This is a genomic window from Lachnospira multipara LB2003, from assembly GCF_000702205.1.
Lineage (GTDB): Bacteria > Bacillota > Clostridia > Lachnospirales > Lachnospiraceae > Lachnospira > Lachnospira multipara_A.
In genome coordinates this window covers 59,836-79,110 of the sequence record NZ_JNKW01000007.1, presented here as the reverse complement: position 1 = coordinate 79,110, position 19,275 = coordinate 59,836, and the positions used below count along the sequence as shown (strand labels likewise).

General features: G+C 30.9%; 16 protein-coding genes. All 16 read right to left on the bottom strand.

Annotated elements, in window-relative coordinates; genetic code table 11:
- Positions 1-94: 94 nt before the first annotated feature.
- The gene (locus T537_RS0105760) at positions 95-3,877 is read right to left on the bottom strand and encodes a hypothetical protein (RefSeq protein ID WP_031556678.1); all 3,783 of its coding nucleotides are present in this window, start codon (positions 3,875-3,877) and stop codon (positions 95-97) included.
- A 159-nt stretch (positions 3,878-4,036) separates the two neighbouring features.
- On the bottom strand, positions 4,037-4,732 hold the full coding sequence (locus T537_RS0105755; RefSeq protein ID WP_034244330.1) for a DUF4956 domain-containing protein: 696 nt from the start codon (positions 4,730-4,732) through the stop codon (positions 4,037-4,039).
- On the bottom strand, positions 4,684-5,484 hold the full coding sequence (locus tag T537_RS0105750) for a polyphosphate polymerase domain-containing protein (protein WP_031556676.1): 801 nt from the start codon (positions 5,482-5,484) through the stop codon (positions 4,684-4,686). Before T537_RS0105750 ends, T537_RS0105755 begins: the two co-directional genes overlap by 49 nt.
- 177 nt (positions 5,485-5,661) lie before the next feature.
- Positions 5,662-6,021: a hypothetical protein gene (locus T537_RS0105745; protein ID WP_027437819.1), complete on the bottom strand. Its 360-nt coding sequence runs from the start codon at positions 6,019-6,021 to the stop codon at positions 5,662-5,664.
- Positions 6,022-6,109: 88 nt separating this feature from the next.
- The gene (locus T537_RS0105740) at positions 6,110-7,039 is read right to left on the bottom strand and encodes a hypothetical protein (protein ID WP_027437818.1); all 930 of its coding nucleotides are present in this window, start codon (positions 7,037-7,039) and stop codon (positions 6,110-6,112) included.
- 197 nt (positions 7,040-7,236) lie between these two features.
- Positions 7,237-7,908, bottom strand: a complete 672-nt coding sequence (locus T537_RS0105735; RefSeq protein WP_031556675.1) for an ABC transporter ATP-binding protein — start codon at positions 7,906-7,908, stop codon at positions 7,237-7,239.
- 2 nt (positions 7,909-7,910) lie between these two features.
- Positions 7,911-9,020, bottom strand: coding sequence for an ABC transporter permease (locus T537_RS0105730; RefSeq protein WP_027437816.1), 1,110 nt, complete (start codon positions 9,018-9,020; stop codon positions 7,911-7,913).
- An 18-nt stretch (positions 9,021-9,038) separates the two neighbouring features.
- Positions 9,039-10,241: an ABC transporter permease family protein gene (locus tag T537_RS0105725; RefSeq protein WP_027437815.1), complete on the bottom strand. Its 1,203-nt coding sequence runs from the start codon at positions 10,239-10,241 to the stop codon at positions 9,039-9,041.
- A 12-nt stretch (positions 10,242-10,253) separates the two neighbouring features.
- Positions 10,254-10,544 (bottom strand): LytTR family DNA-binding domain-containing protein, encoded by a 291-nt coding sequence (locus tag T537_RS0105720; RefSeq protein WP_027437814.1) that lies wholly within the window; start codon positions 10,542-10,544, stop codon positions 10,254-10,256.
- Positions 10,545-10,638: 94 nt separating this feature from the next.
- A complete protein-coding gene (locus T537_RS0105715) occupies positions 10,639-10,998 on the bottom strand; it encodes a hypothetical protein (RefSeq protein ID WP_027437813.1) in 360 nt (119 codons plus the stop codon).
- A gap of 183 nt (positions 10,999-11,181) precedes the next feature.
- Positions 11,182-11,922, bottom strand: a complete 741-nt coding sequence (locus T537_RS0105710) for an amino acid ABC transporter ATP-binding protein (protein ID WP_027437812.1) — start codon at positions 11,920-11,922, stop codon at positions 11,182-11,184.
- Positions 11,912-13,447: an ABC transporter substrate-binding protein/permease gene (locus T537_RS0105705; protein ID WP_027437811.1), complete on the bottom strand. Its 1,536-nt coding sequence runs from the start codon at positions 13,445-13,447 to the stop codon at positions 11,912-11,914. The genes T537_RS0105710 and T537_RS0105705 overlap by 11 nt, the downstream gene beginning before the upstream one ends.
- A 183-nt stretch (positions 13,448-13,630) precedes the next feature.
- Positions 13,631-14,518 (bottom strand): mechanosensitive ion channel family protein, encoded by an 888-nt coding sequence (locus T537_RS0105700; protein WP_051554948.1) that lies wholly within the window; start codon positions 14,516-14,518, stop codon positions 13,631-13,633.
- A gap of 14 nt (positions 14,519-14,532) precedes the next feature.
- Positions 14,533-16,983, bottom strand: a complete 2,451-nt coding sequence (glgB, locus tag T537_RS12000) for a 1,4-alpha-glucan branching enzyme (protein ID WP_034244327.1) — start codon at positions 16,981-16,983, stop codon at positions 14,533-14,535.
- A 29-nt stretch (positions 16,984-17,012) separates the two neighbouring features.
- Positions 17,013-17,936, bottom strand: a complete 924-nt coding sequence (locus tag T537_RS0105690) for an alpha/beta hydrolase (protein ID WP_031556674.1) — start codon at positions 17,934-17,936, stop codon at positions 17,013-17,015.
- A 13-nt stretch (positions 17,937-17,949) separates the two neighbouring features.
- On the bottom strand, positions 17,950-19,185 hold the full coding sequence (locus tag T537_RS0105685; RefSeq protein ID WP_031556673.1) for a DUF1015 domain-containing protein: 1,236 nt from the start codon (positions 19,183-19,185) through the stop codon (positions 17,950-17,952).
- Positions 19,186-19,275 lie beyond the last annotated feature (90 nt).

Genomic DNA, 19,275 nt, shown 5'->3' with positions numbered 1-19,275 from the left:
ATTTATATCAATGTTAATTTTGCATAAAAAAGACATGGAATCTAGCTGCTATTATTGTAGTTTTAACTGTGTTAAGTATTTAACCTGTCCCGCTTTATTTTTCTTTAGTCATCTTATATGAAATGCTCATTATTGCAAGCATAAATGTCATTAAAGTTACTAAAATAATTAAATTATTATTATCTCCTGTAGCAGCTGCCACTTCATTTCCTGTACTAGCTTTATCAGTTGTTACTGCTTCTACATTTGCTGTATCTGCTGCCACTTTATTGTCTAGGCTATCATTAGCGTCTATTACTGTTACATTAGCGACTGCAAGTCCATCATTTGATACAATCTCAATTTTGTGATTAGCAGCTTCTAATGTATTAATGAAGTCTTCATTAATTTCAACAACAGTAGAACCAGAATATGCCTTATAGTTAGATGGATCAATTTCCTTACCATCAAGCTTTACGCATACAAACTTACTAAAGTCTGCTGCTGAACGAAGTATGAGTTTTTCGCCCTTTCTTACACTAACATCACTACCTGAGAGCATCTCATATGCAATTCCTGTATCTGCTGCCACTTCACCAGATGGAGTTTCACTAGGTGTTTCTGGCTCCTTAGTTGTTGGTTCTTCTGTAGTTGGTTCTTCACTTGGCTCTTCATAAGCCTGTGTAGTTAATTCAAGACCCTTAACTGTCCAGTTATAAGAAGCCATCTTATCAAAGTTCCCCATTGTCTTAGCAGCTTTCCACCATGTATCTCCAGCCTGAACTGTAATTGTATGAGACTTAGTTGTATCTACATCTGTTAATTTAATTTCTGTCTTATTAGTTGTATAAGCACCATTTACAGGATTGAAAGTATCTGTTGATTCATCTGTATAAACAGCTACGCCATCTACATAAACTCTATAACCAGCAACTGCTGTATCATCTACTGCCTCATCCCAGCTTAAATCAATTGTATTATCCTTATTTGCAACTGCTGTAATCTTAGCAGTAGCTGCAAATACAGGTGCCTTGTAATCATAATTACCAAGAGTTGTTACATATACAGGATCATATTTGTATTCCTTACCAGAATCTGTAAAGGCTACAACACTTACTTCATTATTAGTACCTGCTGTTAATCTACCAACCTGGTTTGAAATGCTAGCAGCATTCTTGTAATCTTTTATCTGATAGTTATAAATTGTCTTTACTAATGTACCATTAGCATAGATTTTATAACCTCTTACTCTATTGTCATTAGCATAAGCAGAAGCAAAGCTTGCCTGTGCACATGTGTAAATTGGATTTGTTAAAGTAACTATTGTAGATTTTGGAACTACAATGCTTTCTGTATCTTCACCATTTGTTTTAACAGATACTTCATTAATTAAAGTCTTATTGCCTGTCTTATCTGATACATAAACCTTGAAAGTATAATCTACTCCTGGGCTTAGTGAGCTAATAGTTGTCTGTGTGTCTGATAAGCCTGATACAAAATCAACCATTTTGCCATTTACATAAGTATCTACTCCATAAGTCATAGAATAGTTATCCTTTTGTGTTGCCCAAGACAAGCTAACGCTCTTTCCATCTTCAGCACTTGTAGCTGTAATATTATTATCAATTACTTCTGGTGCCTGCATAGCATTTTCCACATTAGAGCTTTTAATATTTAAGCTCTCAAGAGTTGTTCCTTGGAAAATGATATTCTTACAGTACTTTATATTGGTCCAAGCAGCGTCTGTAGCTTTAGATACTGCTTTACTATTATAAGATACTGTCTTTACATTATAGAATACAGCATTTTCACAGCCTGTAAGTGTATCCCAACCACCGTAATATTTATAGCCGCCATTTTTACCTACATCACCAAATGTAATATCCTGGAAATATAAATTGTGATGCTTGTGTGCTGGCTTATTAGGTGCATTATCATAGTCAACATCTGCATAAACACAAATTGTATTTTGTGTTACCCCATACACTGATACGTCATATGCTGCAAAATTATAAAATTCTCCAATTTCAGCTGCTTCTGTTGAAGATGCTGAGTTAGGATCTGAGTAAGATGTTGTTAATACCCAAGCCTGATTTGTATCTGCAATAGCACAATCACGCATTGTAATATTTGCAGCAAAACCACCATTAGTAGGTGCTGACTTAAATCTAAATGCCATATCAATATGATTCATTACTGTATCTTCAAATAATACATCCTGAATACCGTTACCTGTATGAGAACCAGCAGCAAGACCGCCATGTCCTTCACGAAGGAAGTTATTAAACATCCAAAGTTCTGAGTTTGTCTGAATATTACAATCTCTTGCGCCTTCACCTACAGAAGCGCCAAAGCCTAAGTTATCATCACCTGTGTCTGTAAAATTATTCCAACAAACAACATTCTGAGAACAACCATAGCCAAGGCCATCACCGTTGTTTCCATCATAGGAGAATACCTTAACGTTAGTTGTAGCGATATTTCTTGAATCAAGAATATTTACTGAATGATTTGATGGATTTTCCACTGTAATATCTGAAACGTATACGTTTGAAATATTTCTCATAATTAAAAGTGAAGCTCTTGTAGCATAAGCATCCTTTAAATCTTGTGTTGCAATACTTGACAACTTATCACTCTTATTAGCTTTAATCTTTGAAGTCAAGCTCTCAATTAACTCATCTGAATATTTTCTTGTTCCATCTTCATTATATAAATTACTTAGGTATTTTTTTGCAGAATCTGCTGCCTGAATACCATAATAGTAAACCTTAGTATTACTACCGCCCATATATCTTGGAAGTGCAAAATCAGATTGTGTAGCGCCTACGTCTGGATCACCTGCCTGAGTATTTACTCCAAGATTAGATGTATAACCATCACCATACATTGTATCGCCTGCACCATACTTCCAACCATTACCGTAAAGAGTACCATTACCTGTAATTCTAATGTTTTCTAGTGGTGCATTCTCATCTTGAGAAACTGCATTAATAAGGCCCCAATCTCTTGTATCTGTGTAGAATGGATACATAAGGAAACCAATTTCAAAATGATCTGAGTTTGGTGAAGCCCAAAGTGTTCCATCTAGTTCAAGAGTCATATTAGAATGAAGCCAAAGAGCACCAGATACTAATACAAGTCCCTGGTCATTATCTGGAATAACTAATTTACCACCTTCAGGAACTGCATCAATAGCAGCCTGAATAGCCTTAGTGTTATCTTCAATTATCTTATTGATTTCATCATTATAACTTGTATAACCTTCTGTATATTTAACACCATAATCAAGAACATTAACTACTTCTGGTGTCTTAGTTGTTGTTGCAGTAATTGAAACCTTATTACCAAGTTCATTACCATCCTTATCAATTGCAACTACACTAATTTCATAACTTGTCTCTGGACTTAAATCTGTTGCTCTAAAAGAATGGATATCTACATTTACCATATCTACATCAGAAGCTGTCTTATAATAATCGTAGAAAGACTGCATGTAGGTATAAGTCCATTTAGCATTTTCTTTAAAATTTTCCCTAGCTGTTTCCTGTAATTCCCCGTTAATATATACATGATAATCAGCTACATTTTCATAGTTTTCTGGTTTTTCCCAAACCAAGCCTATGCTTGTATCATCATAAGCTAATGTTGGTACTTGTAGATTAGTAATATCATAACTACCAATATTTTTTGAAAAAAGTGGACTATCAAGTGCTGTTGTACCAAAACTATCACTTGATATTACTGAAAACACATCACTATTGACATAAGTATCATGGCCAGTAGTTGATGGTAACCCCGATGCACTAGTTAAGCTACAATTTGATCCTACTACCCCAAGGATCATGGCATTTGCCATAGCTAGCGCTAATGCTTTACGCAAACTTTTAGATTTCATTTGCATACCTCCCTATACATTATATACTAGCTTTTTTTCAAAATAAGTTTTATAAACATACTTTAAAAAAGCTAATTTCATATTAGCATTTTCTTTTTTAATAATCAATATCTTTTAGTAAAAATAAGAAAAAGCAGGCGATTATCGCCTGCCTTTAAGTTAACTATTAAGTGTATCTGTGTTTGCAACTGGTAACATTCCTAGTACTATATTTAAATTACCATTTCTTGTTCTAATTTCATCTATAAATTTTTTCTCCTCTGCTTCATCCCTTATGGCTATTTCATAGCTTAACTCATACATGGTTCCCATATTTGTTGTCTTTACTCTTGTTAACTTATTGCTATCTGTATATTTTTCAAAAATATCTGAAAATACATTTGTGTAATTTAAGTTCTCTGGAATTGTTACTCTAAGCTGCTTCTTGTTAGATGACTTTTTTGCAAATGTACTTAAGCTTAAAATAATTAATAGAATTACTGCTATTACTGCGAAAATTGCTGCATATCCTATATAACCTAAACCACATCCTAGGCCTGTTGCCATAGATAAAAATACTACTGAAATGTCTTTAGCATTACCAGGAGTAGATCTAAATCTTACAAGTGTAAGGGCTCCTGCCATTGAAAATGCTCTTGCTACATCACTACCGATAAATAAAATTACTGCTGCCACAACTGTTGGTAAAATTGATAAACCCACGATAAAATTCTTAGAATAACCGTCATTCTTGCAAGCTACCATATAAGCAACGCCAATAATTAAACCTAAAACAACAGCTACTACTTCGGCAATTAAAAACTCATTTACAGTGAAGCTACTGCTTGTAGCTGAGGATAAAATTGATTCGAACATATTATTTCTCCTTTATTTTCAATAAATTCTCTTTGAGTATTCTCTAATACATATCTCTTGTACTCCGTTCCGTACTTAGAAAATGATACTGGATAGACTCTTAATTCTGATAAAATCTTAGTAAACCACATTGGAACCGCTCCACTGATTTTAATTTCCATTAAAACCTGGTCTGCTTCTAGTAGCTGACTTCCATACTGGCCTTTTTCTAGTGCAAGATCATATCGTCTTGTCTGAATGTTTGTGTCAAATGTTACTCTGAAATCGCCATCATTTTTTTCAAAGTATGCATATCTATCATAAGAAAGATATAGCTTAGGTTTTACCTTGTAGAAATCTTTAAAATAGTCGATTTCATGTAAAACTTGAGTATTAATCTTTCCTGAAGCGGGTGTTGGTGGATTGTCTTTAAGTATGTAATTATAGGCATCTTTAAGAGTCATAGAAGTACGTCTCTTATTAACTATGCCGTCATACTTCTTCTTTATTTCTATAAAAACCTTATCATCTAGTGATGGTGTGCCATATGCTCTCATTCTTAATTTTTCTTTATACACAGGCTTTTCGATAGAAGATCTTATAAGGGCATCATTATCTGTATCAAAATAGATATTACTTATTGTGTATGGCTTACCATTTATATTGTATTTATCCATATCCATATGATCTTCGATTCTAGTTAAAAGCTTTCTAAAACTTTTCTTTGTCAGCATGTACTTTTTTTCATATCTATTAAATACTTCAATAGCCATAACTACTCCTTTCAATTTAACACTAATGTATCTCCTCTTTACATTTATTATGTTAATTAAAAAATGTGTTTTAATTGTGGATGAAAAAAGACTTCTTTGTGAACAAAAAGGGCTGTGAAAAAATGAGATAATCATTTTTTCACAGCCCCTTGTTAAATTTATAAATATTAATTGCTTTTACTCATACAATGTAATGTCATAAACCTTATATGCACCCTTATATGTTCTGTGTTCCGTTACATAATCTTCTATGTATTCATAACCGCTTGTGTAATTAACATCTTCATTTCTCACACCAGAAGATTCTATTTGAACTTCACCATCATAATATGTTTTTATTACATTAATTGATGATTGTTGTGCACCATTTTTTCTTACTGTACCAGCACTTATTTTATATACTCCATCTCTTCCTTCTACATTTCGATAGGCATATCCATATGTTCCATCATTATACCCTGCATATACCAATGCTAATGATGACATTATAACTGACGATGCCAATAATGTTGCCACAAAAAATCTTTTTAGCTTCATAAATCCCTCCTATTTCATAAAAAAATTTATAAATTTATATTATCACCATTTTTATATATTACAATAGTTTGGCTTTAATCGGTTAAAATTAATTTATAAACTTATCTTTATTATCCTCTCTCCATTTCTGATATGCATTTTCATCTTCCACTATATATCCACCACTTCCATAAATATTATATGTAATGTTATCCACAGATTTATCTGTCATAACTAAATAATAATCCTCATATGCATCGTTATATTGTGTAAAATCTATATAATAAACACCTGATTCATCTAAATTATAGCTAGATAAATGATCAAAGCTTTTATAATCTTCTTCTATTCCTTTACAATATTCTTCATATTGTATCGATGAATATGTATACGTTCCCAATTTATCATTAAAGTATTCTTTTGATACTCCATAAATATCAAGTTGAAAGCTCATATCGCATTCAAAAAAATCCTCATATAAAGCTGCTGAAAAAGGTAAAACATCACATCTACATCGTGTATGATTTGTTATTATTGTCCTATAATTATCAGGATTAAATTCGAATGATGTACTTTCTCCAACAACTCCATACAAAATACAAGACATGATTGCAGAATTCATATTATTATAATAATCTACAATTTCATCATTCTGTATAATTGGCAATTTACCATTTTTAACAAATAACACACCCTGACTAGCATACTCCTCTTTTTTCTTTGTTCCATTCGGAACATTTATTATCACAGGCTTATTATCAAAGGAATCTAATAACGAATCTACGCCACTTTCAAAATATTGATTAGGAAAGTATGCTTCTATCAGATTATTTTGTGTATCATGAAAATCAAGTTCTGGTATTCTAACCCAGCTATTAACATTATAATATTTTTGTCCACTATTATCTATTAACTCAGATGTTTGTTCATAAGTGAATTCTTCTGATAATTTTTCTTCTGTTTCACTTTCACTTGTTTTACTACATGCTGTTAAAAACAAAAGCATTAAACTTAATGTTGTACACAATATTTTTTTCATACATTCCCCCCATTACTATTTAATTAATAATTTAATAGTATCATAAATATAGTATTTAACAACGCTTTGGCTTTAATCGGTCAAAATCATTTTTCATATATATACTAAAAACAAAAAGAAGGGGCTGTGAAAAAATGAGATAATCATTTTTTCCAGCTCCCTTTTTATATCATTTCTAATCTTTGATTTTACCTAATCTAAACATTTTTTATATCATCTATTATTTTTCCATCCATTAGCTTAATAATTCTATCTGTTTTATTAGCCACCTTTTCATCATGTGTAACAATAATAACTGTTTTTCCTTCTTTATTAATACTGCGTAAGATGTCTGTTACTTCTTCACCCATTTTTTGATCTAATGCACCCGTAGGTTCATCAGCAAGAATTAAATTTGTATCAAGTGCTAGAGCTCTTGCAATTGCTACTCTTTGTCTTTGTCCACCTGATAATTTATTAATTTTTTTATTCTTCTCTTCTAACAAATTCATCTTTTCTAATAAAGATAAGGTCTTAGCCTTTCTTGATCTTACTTTGTTAATTAATAAAGGTAATTCTACATTTTCATAACATGTAAAATTCTCAAGTAAGGCATAATCTTGAAATATAAAGCTTATATTGTCTCTTCGAAATTTTTCTTTTTTATTTCTTTTAAGTGAAGTTATATTATTATCATTTATATACACCTCACCTTTACTTGCATCATCAAAGCATGCAATAATATTTAGCAAAGTAGATTTTCCTGAACCAGATGGCCCCATTATAGAAACCATTTCTCCATCATTGATTTTTAAATTAATATCATCTAAAGCGACTTTATTATAATCACCATCTTTAAAAACTTTTGTTAACCCCTTAATATCTATCATAACTACTCCTTTAATCTCATGCTTGTAATATTTAATTTTGTCATTTTTATATATGGATATATCATAGATAAAGCTGTAACTAATAATATAACTATAAACATACTTATTATATTCTTAGCACTAACACTAAAATACATTAATCCATTCATTCCAATTGTATTTAACAATGTAGCAACTAATCCATATAGAATCAATGTAAAGCTACTAATAACAACAAATGATATCATTAATCTTTTTATGATAAATGAATTTTTTGCGCCAAGAATTTTATAAATTACTATTTCTTTTTTATAGTCTAGGAAATAGAATTCCGATATTACAATACAATTGCATAAACTAAATAACAAAATACATATTTTTTTGTTAATGTTATTTCTAGTTAAAGTTTTTCTAATTTCACTTTCCCCACTACCATATAGTTTATATGAATCTATAGCAGCGTCATTATTACATGTTTTTATTGCCACATAAATATCTTCATAAATATCACTTACATTAATTTCATTTGATAAAATCTCTATATTAAAATACGTAAGCTCGTTAATTCTACTTATTACATTATCTCCAATATTATTTACATTTAATATAATTTTATAATCCCAAAAATCTGAATATTCACTTCCTAATATACCACATACCTCATATTTTTCGTTATCAAGAGTAATATATTTTTTTCCATTTTCTTCATATGTATATTTACATTTATCTCTACCTATTGCTACAAGATTTTTCCCTTTATCATCTGGATCTGTGCCTGGTATATGTCCTTCTATTAATTTGTATGGCAATTCTTCATTTAAAGCTATAATAAGGTCTGCTATATATGACGAATTTGCTTCTTTATAATTTACAGCCAAGCCTTTTGTAATAATAATATTAGCTTTATCAATATTCTTTAAATCCTCTGATATCAAAGAGGAATCAAAAGATTTTATTATTTCCATTTTTATCCTTGATTTATATACAGATTCAATCCTATCTTTTTCTTTTAATTCAGCAATATTAAGTGTATTTAGAATTCCAAATACGCTTATATAGATTGCAAATTGCCCTATCATAACAAATATTAATATCATTTTATGTCTAAAAAGTATATTTATTATTTTTTTCATTTCTAATCCACCTCTAGTTTAATTATTACTATGAATTAACTCTGGTATTTTATATCTATTTATTAGAATAACCGGAATCATACTTGAAATTACTATAATAAGAGATGCAATAAGAAATAATACTAATGGCAAAATAATCATTGTACTATATAATGTTATCTTATAAAGCAAATTTGATGGGTAGTCTGCTAATTTTATAATAATGCTTCCATTATATAACTTTTGATTAATGGCCCAAGCAATTATTGCTGCTAAATAGACTATAATTGCATTCTGTTTGATGATTAAAAATGATATCTTTCTTCTACTATATGTACATATAGATAAAATACCATATTGCCTTTTTTCAATCATTACATATGTTATTGTCATTATAGTTATAGTAATTATATTAACTAGTAATACTACAATTAAAATATAAAAATTGGGACTATGAAGAATATTATTATCTTCCTGTGCTTCTAATATTTCCTCTCCCCTATTTATAACTTGTATATTGATGTTATCACTTTCTGCAATTTTTAAAATTTCCTCTTTTGCAAGATTATAATCACCTTCATCTACATAGAAATTTATATAATACCAATTAAAAAAACGAAAATCCTCTACATTATCTACAATAGCAACAAATGAATCATCCAAATTATATAAATCGGAATTAGTCCATCCCACAAATAATTCTTGTTCATGATACATAGAATCATCTTTAGCTAAATAGCCATAAACCCTATATTTATTTCCAATAGTTGAATCAATAACATCACCTATATTAAACTTATTCCTTAAATTATAACCTACTACAACCGGTATATATTCTGTATCTTTTAACATATTCTCTTTTAATTCATTATCCACACTAATATTATATGAAGCTAACATACTTTCATCAATAAAATAAACTTCTGCATTTATCCCTTCATAAATATAATCTGAGGAATTAAAACCAATACCTTTTATATATTCACTATTTTCAAAATCTTGCTTTACTTTTTTTATATCAATATTTCCTGATTCAACATCATCAGTCATTTTTATCAATCCAACTCGACTTTCATTTATTGAAAACATATTGTGAATTCTTTGAGTATAAACTTTATTAGATATACTTTCCATCAATTCATTGGAAATCATATAAAAAGAAATCATTGACATTATTGTCATAACAAATATAGATAATGGTCTTTTCATAAATATTCTGTATATTAATCTAGCATCTACCATATTCACCCTCTATTATATTACCTTTTTTAAATCTATAATCTTTAGTTTTCTTCGACTTATTTCAATACATTTACCACTTTTTAAATATAAATATCTGCTTTTTTTTCTAGTATCTTCCACATGATTTTTATTAACCATAGTAGATTTATTAACCCTTAAAAATTCCTTGTTTTCTAAAATCTCATAATTTTGTCTTAATGAACCCCTAATTTTATGTTCAAAATTATCACTAATAAAATATAGATAATGGCCCCTCACTTCTACATACTCTACAAGTGATAAATCAATCTCTTGAATTGTCATACATATCCTCCCCATTCTTGCTACTTTGATTTTATTAATAACAAGTGGATTATTATATCCACTTGTTATTATTTCATAATAATATCTATTACTATTACTTATACAATGTAATACTATACACTGGGCAAGAATTCTTATATGTTTTGTGTTCCGTTACATAATCTTCTATGTATTCATAACCGCTTGTGTACATAACATCGTCATTTTTCACACCAGAAAGTATTGTTTCAAAATCACCATCCTCATATGTCTTTGTTATTTTGTATGATGATTGTTGTGCACCATTTCTTCTTACTGTACCAGTACTTAATTTATACAATCCATCTCTTCCTTCTACGTTATGATATGCATATCCATATGTTCCAACACTCTCCCCTGCATATACCAATGCTAATGAAGACAATATAACTGACAATGTCAATAACGCCGCTACAAAAAATCTTTTTAGTTTCATAAATCCCTCCTATTTATAAAAAAAATTTATAAATTTATTTTATCATAATTTTTATATATTACAATAGTTTGGCTTTAATCGGTTAAAATCATTTTTCATGTATATACTAAAAACAATGGGTAAAAAAAGAAAGGCGAGCACTCGCCTTTCCTTCACCTTTTCATTATTCTTTTACTATTATCTTTAAAGCACCTTACTTAAGAAATCCTTTAATCTATCTGACTTAGGATTATTAAAGATTTCATCTGGTGTACCATCTTCAGCAATTACACCATCGTGAATAAATAATACTCGATTTGCTACTTCTCTTGCAAAGCCCATTTCATGAGTAACTACAACCATTGTCATACCATCAGCTGCAAGTTCCTGCATAAGACTTAATACTTCTCCTACCATTTCTGGATCTAGGGCAGATGTTGGTTCATCAAAGAGCATAACATCTGGATTCATAGCAAGAGAACGAGCTATAGCTATACGCTGCTTTTGACCACCTGATAACATAGCAGGATAGCTATTCCCCTTTTCTAATAAGCCTACTCTTTCAAGTAATTCATCAGCCTTAATAGATGCTTCTTCCTTTGTCATCTTTCCTAGTTGAACAGGAGCTAGCATAATATTTTCCTTAATTGTCATATTAGGGAATAAATTAAACTGCTGGAAAACCATACCAATTCTTTCCCTAGTCTTGTCTATATCTACGTGAGCTGCTGTTATATCATTTCCTTCAAATGTTACTGTTCCCTTTGTTGGAACTTCTAATAAATTAAGAGAACGAAGGAATGTTGACTTACCACATCCTGAAGGACCAATTATTGCAATAACCTCGCCCTTACTAATAGTTGTTGAGATTCCCTTTAATACCTCATGCTTATCAAATGTTTTATGTAAATTATCGATTTTAATTAATACTTCATTATCGTTCATTTTTTCTTAGGCTCCTTTCGAGTTTAGAAACAAGCGCTGTTAATACTGTTACAAGTAAAAGATAGATTAATGCTACAACTGTAAGTGGAAGCAATGCTTCATATGTTACACTTCTAATAATATCACTACCCTTTGTTAAATCCATAAGTCCAATATAACCACTTATAGATGTTTCCTTAAGTAATGTAATCATTTCATTACCAAGGGCTGGTAAAATATTCTTTAGAGCCTGTGGTAAAATAATCAATCTCATTGTTTTGTTATATGGAAGACCAAGTGAACGTCCTGCCTCAAACTGTCCCTTATCCACTGACATAATACCTGATCTAACAACTTCTGCAACATAAGCTGCGGAATTTAAACCAAAGGCTATAATTGCAACAAATACCTTATTTACATTTACAGATGCAAATACAACATAGTAAATAATAAGCAACTGTACCATTGTTGGTGTACCACGAATAACAATTAAATATACTCTTGCGAGGAAATTAAGTATTGTAAGTCCACCATTTCTATCATGGGTTGTTCTTATAATAGCGATTAAAGAACCAAATACAATACCAATTATTACAGCAAAGAATGTAATAATTAATGTATTTTTAAGACCTGTTAAAAGGTAGTTATATCTTCCATCTTCAATAAAGTTCTGCTTAAATTTTTCTGCAAAAGAAAGTGTATTACTTGCACTATGTGTGTTAACAATAACAACCTGCTTAGCTTCTGTATAAGAATCTGTAAAATCCACATTCTTCTTTCTATCTTCAGTTACTGTCATACCAGCAGCACCTACATCTGCCTTACCTGTTCTAATAGAAGTAATAATAGAATCAAATTCCATATCTTCTACCACAAGCTCATATCCTAATTTATCGCAAACGGCCTGCATAATATCAATATCAATACCTACAATACCATTTGAATTACTATTATCATAATATTCATATGGAGGGAATGTTGCATTAGTTGCTACAACTAATTTTCCATTAGTACGTTCCACATCCTTTTTTAAATATGGAGTCTGTCCTTTTTGTTCATCTGAACCAATATAGTTATTAATAATAGAACTAATTGTTCCATCAGCTTTTAACTCAGAAAGAGCTCCATCAATTTTTTCTGTTAATTCGTGATTTGATTTAGAAATTGCAAATGCATATTCTTCCTCTGCATATGCCTCATCTAAAATAGCAAGTGAAGGATTCTTACTTATATAGGATTTAGCAGGCTGCTCATCTATCATTACCAAATCAGTCTTTCCCTGAATCAATGCCTGAATAGCATCTGCCCCCTTATTAAATCTTTCAATTTTAGTACCTGCATCGTCTCCCTCAAAATCATCAGATACATAAATATCAGCTGTTGTACCAAGCTGAACACCAACAGTAGAACCGCTAATATCATCAATTGATGAAATCACCTTAGCATTTCCATTATTAGTTAGTCTAATGCCCACAGTTATTGCCACTGCAATTAAAGCAATTATGACTATTGTTATAGCAATGTGTTTTGATTTATTTGCCTTCATTAGTGCCCTCCTAAATTTTTATTGTACGATTTCATATATTACTGCATAATTATGCAAAAGTAAAGGTATTTTGTGAATATTTATGCATAAATTGTAAAAAATATTCATTCTCTAGTATAAAAAAATAGGATAATTACTGCTAATTGCAATAACTATCCTAGTTTTAAGCTATTATTAATATGCCTATTCACTTATTAAATGAACATCCATCTGATTAAATGGAATACTAATACCATTTTTATCCAGGCCTTCTTTGAATTCTTCAAGCAATTCAAATCTTGTATCCCAATAATCTTCTGTTTTTAACCATGTTCTTGTCTCAAGTGTAACGCAAGAATCATCTAAACTCTTTACAACTACTCTTGCTTCCTTACCAGGTATTTTAAGAATTGATTTCTTCTTATCAATAATTTCTGATAAAACTCTCTTAGCATCCTTAATATCTGCCTCATAAGAAATACCAATTTCAATATCAAGTCGTCTATAATTCTCAGCTCCCACATTAGTAATATTAGAATTACTTAGTGTACCATTTGGAAGCATAATAACCTTATTATCTACTGTTCTTAACTTAGTATAAAGTATACCAATAGAGACAACGCTACCTTCATTAGTTCCAACCACAATATAATCTCCAATTACAAAAGGCTTAAATATAAGAATTAAGATTCCTCCTGCAAAATTTGATAAACTGCCCTGTAATGACATACCAATAGCAAGGGCACCAGTACCAAAAAGTGTTATTAGGGATGTTGTCTGAAAGCCTAAGGTATCAACAACAATAATAAATAGGAAAATGTATAATAACACTCTTGTTGCAGATAGAGTAAAGGTCTTAACTCCTTCATCAAGCTTACCCCTATCAAGCATTCTTCTTAAAATCTTAATTACTGTCTTAATAACCTTTTTACCAATTAGCCAAATAACTAAGGCAAGAATAATAGTTGCAACTGCACTTACTGCCCAATTTCCAAAATCATTTAAATGCGACATTAAATTGTTTTTAGAAAAAAAATTCGAGACTTGCACTGTTGCATCATTTACTGATGTCTCATTTAATACTTCTAACATTTCTTACTTCCTTCTTATTTTCTAGTTGCTTTTTTAGTATCTTTTTTAAATACCTTGTTTTTTAATTCTTCTAGTAATACTTTTGTTTCTTCATCAATTCTAATAGCTTCACGCACTGCATCATCCGCCTTTTTTTGTGCTTCATTCTTAGCTTCAAGAGCTAATCTTGCAGCTTCCTCTGCCCTTTTTTGTGCCTCAAGGGCTGCTATAGCTTCTTCTTTAGCCTTTGTTGCAAGTTCCTTAGCTACCTTTACCTTATCTTCTGCATTTTTCTTAGCAACTGCTGCTTCTTTTAAAATTCTGTTCTCTTCAATTTCTCTTTCTGTATATTTTTCACAGCTAAAGACTAACATAGAAAGCCCTGGTATATCAATATCTATATAGTCTAATTCCTTTGGATTTTCATCATTTTTATCTGATTTAAAAATTTCCTTAGTTAGCTTCTCATCTCCACCATATTTTTCTTCATTAGTATTAAAAATCATGCTATATTTTCCAGCTTCTAATACATGTAGGCGATATTTAACTCTTTCAACAGGTGTAAAATTAAACACTGCAGTTAATGTCTGTCCATTTTTTCCAATTCGTGCAAAGCCAAGAATTGTCTCTTCGCTATTGCAATCCTCCACCCATCTAAAGCCATCTTCCTTTGTGTCTTGATCAAAAACTTCACTATTACTTGTAATAAAATGATTTAAGTCCTTAATAAAGGCTATATCCTCATCACTAGCATCCCATTTAAGGGCCGGATTAGTTAAATCAAGTCCTAGTTCCTGACCAAAGGTAATCATCTTAGCTCCTGGATATAAATATAAATATGCAAGGGCAAGTCTTACATCCGACTTTTTCTTAACTGCATCATTTCCTGCTGCAAGTGCGTAAAGAGAAACTCCCGTGCCATATAAATCATCGGCACTAAATTTTTGTATAAATCTCTCATTGTAGTTATAAACCATTGGCAAAATAAGATTGTCATAAAGGCCTTTTCTAAATAATGGATCCTGCTCCATAAATTCAAGATAATCGTTAGTCCAATTCTTATTTAAGACATAGTCAAAACCTAGATTATCCCCGTCAAAATCCTTAGTAATTCCAATCCAACCACTAGATTCTTCAGCAATAGTAATTACATTTTCCTTAGCAGCCATTTTGTTTAGATTTTTTATGAATTCTATAGCAGCTAAATTTTCATTACCACCATACATATTAGGAATCCAACTTCCCGGCTCCTTACCGTAATCTAAATAAAGCATAGATGCAAGACTATCTATTCTAATACCATCAATGCCAAAATTACTTATCCAATAATTAAAGCTACTATAAAGGAATGACAATACGCAATTGTTGTAATAATCATAAGTATAGACATTCCATGTTTCATTTTTTTCTAGGATTGGTGATAGACCACCATATAAATTAGTCTTATTAAAATTATGAAGTCCTCTAGTATCTGTGCCAAAGTATGCGCAGTTAAAATCAATAATTACACCTATATTTTTACTATGCAAAATGTCAATAAATTCCACAAAATCATCTGGATTGCCAAATCTCTTTGTTGGAGCAAACATACCTATTGTTGTATAGCCATAAGTATCCTCATTAAAATACTCTGCTACAGGCATAAGATTTACATAATCAAATCCTAGCTTACTAAGATAATTGGCTATATCTTCTGCAAGTTTTGCATATGTCTTAATCCCACTTTTCTTGCTCCATTCAAGTAAATTTAATTCATAAATTCGTGGTGATGTAGTTTGCTTTGTTTTTAATTTCTTGGCTGTCTTTTTTAATGGACTTCCAACAACACTATAATTTTCCTTACCCTTAGTGAATTCTGTTGCATAAGGATCAATTTTATAGTATTCCTTCTCGCCCCTTACCTTTAATTCATAAAGATATTTATCACCTTTACAAACTCCTGGAATAAAAAGTCTATATATGCCCCTATCATCGATTTCTTCCATTTGATGGATTTTTCCATTCCACTTATTAAAATCTCCCACAACACTTACTCGTGAAACCTGTGGCGCCCAAATTGTAAAAAGTGTTCCACTAACTCCATCAATGCTAATTTCCTTACTGCCAAAGATTTTATTAGCATCATATTCATGTCCTGCAAAAAAGTTCTTAAATTCATCATTCTTTGGCTTTAAATCAAAAGAATAAGCATCCTTAAAAGTTATTGTTTTGCCCTTAACATCTTCTAAAGTAACTAAATAATCTAGCTTCTTTTTTCTTGAAGGAACTAAACATGCAAAAAAGCCTGATTCATCCACTTTTTCTAGTTCATAAGTCTTAGTATCAACCTTTATAGACACGCTTACGGCATCAGGTCTATAAATCTGTATTAAATTTCCTTCTTTAATTAAATGGCTACCAAGCATATTCATGGGATTTTTACAATCCGCATAAACAATTCCTTCAATTTCTGGCCAATTCATAACATTGTACAACTTCTTATTCATATTTCTTCCTCCCCTTTTTGACTAAATAATTAGTCCATAACAAAATCCTTAAACATATCAGTCCATATAGAAACTCTTGGTTCGTAATGACCTAAATTCTTAGATGCAGTTTCTTTAGTTCCAAGTGCTAAGCCATGACTTCCCTTTGGAAATACATGATATTCAAATGGAATATTATTAGCTAATAAAGCCTGTGCAAATAAAAGTGAATTATTAACTGGTACAGAAGCATCTGTAACTGTATGCCACATAAAAGTCTTTGGAGTATCACTTGTTACGCATTTTTCAAGAGACAATTCTTCGTAGAGGTAGTCTCTATCTCCACTTACCATTCCGCCAGTTAAATCTCCATCCTGACCTGCAATTCCCACAAGTTTTTGACCCTCCAATTCATTTTTAGTGCCGCCATAAATAAGTCTTTCAAAGGATGCCCTGTGGGCAAATTCTCCCGAACTAATTACAGGATATCCAAGCATCAACTTATTAGGTTTAATAAATTCATTATCGCACTTTAACATATTAAGAATAGGCTTAACTTCCTTACTGTTCCATTTAGTAGCAAGTAAGCCTGCTACATGTCCACCAGCAGAAAAACCTGCAATTACAATATTATCCGGGTTCACATCCCATTTACTTGCATTAGTTCTTACATAATGCATAGCATAAGCAGCCTCATAGAGCTGACAAGGATAGGTATTTGGCATAAGACTGTATCTTACTATAACAGCATTAAAACCATAATCTAACATCTTAAGAGCAATAGGCTCTGCCTCTCTTACAGATGTGTGATGGTATCCTCCACCAGGAAAAATCACAATCAATGGACGATTAAATTTATCCTGATCATTTGGATATGAATCCTTTATATATGTTGTAATTGTAGCCCTTGATTTGTCATGTTTAATTCCTAAACTATTATAATCAATGGCAATTTCTAGTGTTTCATGTATCATTTTGTTACCTCTTTTATATTTTATGTATAAATAAACCTGAGCGTAGCTTAGGCTCAAACCAAGTTGATTTAGGTGGCATAAGTTTATTAGCATCAGCAACCATAAATAATTCATTTATTGATGTTGGATACATTAAAAAAGCAAGGCAAAAATCTTTACTGCATTTTCTTTCAAGCTCCTTAATACCCCTAATTCCACCTACAAAATCAATTCTTTTATCCGTCTTTGGATCAGTTATATTTAATATAGGTCCTAAAATATTGTTTTGTAAAATAGAGACATCTAAGCCATCAACCACATCACTAGATTTAATACTATCCTTAGCTGTAAGTATATACCACTTATTATCTAAATACATGCCAAAAGTCCCCTTTTTATCAGGTCTTTTAGCACTTTCACATGGACTAATAATAAATCCTTGTTCCTCTATTTTTTGTAAAAATTCATCAGAACTTAATCCATTTAAATCTCTAACTACTCTATTGTAATCTAAAATCATTAATTCTTCATCAGGAAATAATACAGAAAGGAAAAAATTAAATTTCTCATCGCCATTATATGATGGATTTTCTTCCCTTCTTTTTAGACCAACACTTACAGCAGATGCAGCTCTATGATGTCCATCTGCAATATAAATAGAATCTATCTTAGCAAATTCATTCTCTATTATTCTTACACTTTCCTTATTAGAAATTTTCCATACTTGATGTCTTATTTTATCATCTGATGTAAATGAATAAATTGGACATTCCTTCTTAGCCCTATTAACTTCCCTATTAATAATATCATTAGAGCGATATGCCAAGAAAATAGGACCAGTCTGTGCTGATAAGCTATCAACATGTTTAATTCTATCAAGCTGTTTATCCTGTCTTGTGTTCTCATGCTTTTTTATAACATTAGCTAAATAATCATCAATTGACGCTGTAGCAACAATACCTGTCTGAGTTCTATTATCCATTGTAAGTTCATAGATATAAAAGGATCTATCCTTATCTAAAAATAGTGTTTTATCACTAACTGCCTCATCAAAAAGCTTTTTTGCCTGTGCATAAACCTCATCCGAATAAATATCCACATCAGCTGCTAATGTAGTTTCTGCCCTATCTATTTTTAAAAAAGACTGAGGGTTATTCATAACCTCTAATCTTGCTTCCTCCCTATTGTAAACATCATAGGGTAGTGCTGCAAATTTATTAGCTATCTCATCATTAGGTCTTAAACACTGAAATGGTCTAATATTTGCCATACAAATCCTCCAAATTGTAATTGTTTTATGTCTTTTTTAGACATTTAAAAATCATTTTCCTCGTTTATTATTGTAACATTGATGTCTTTT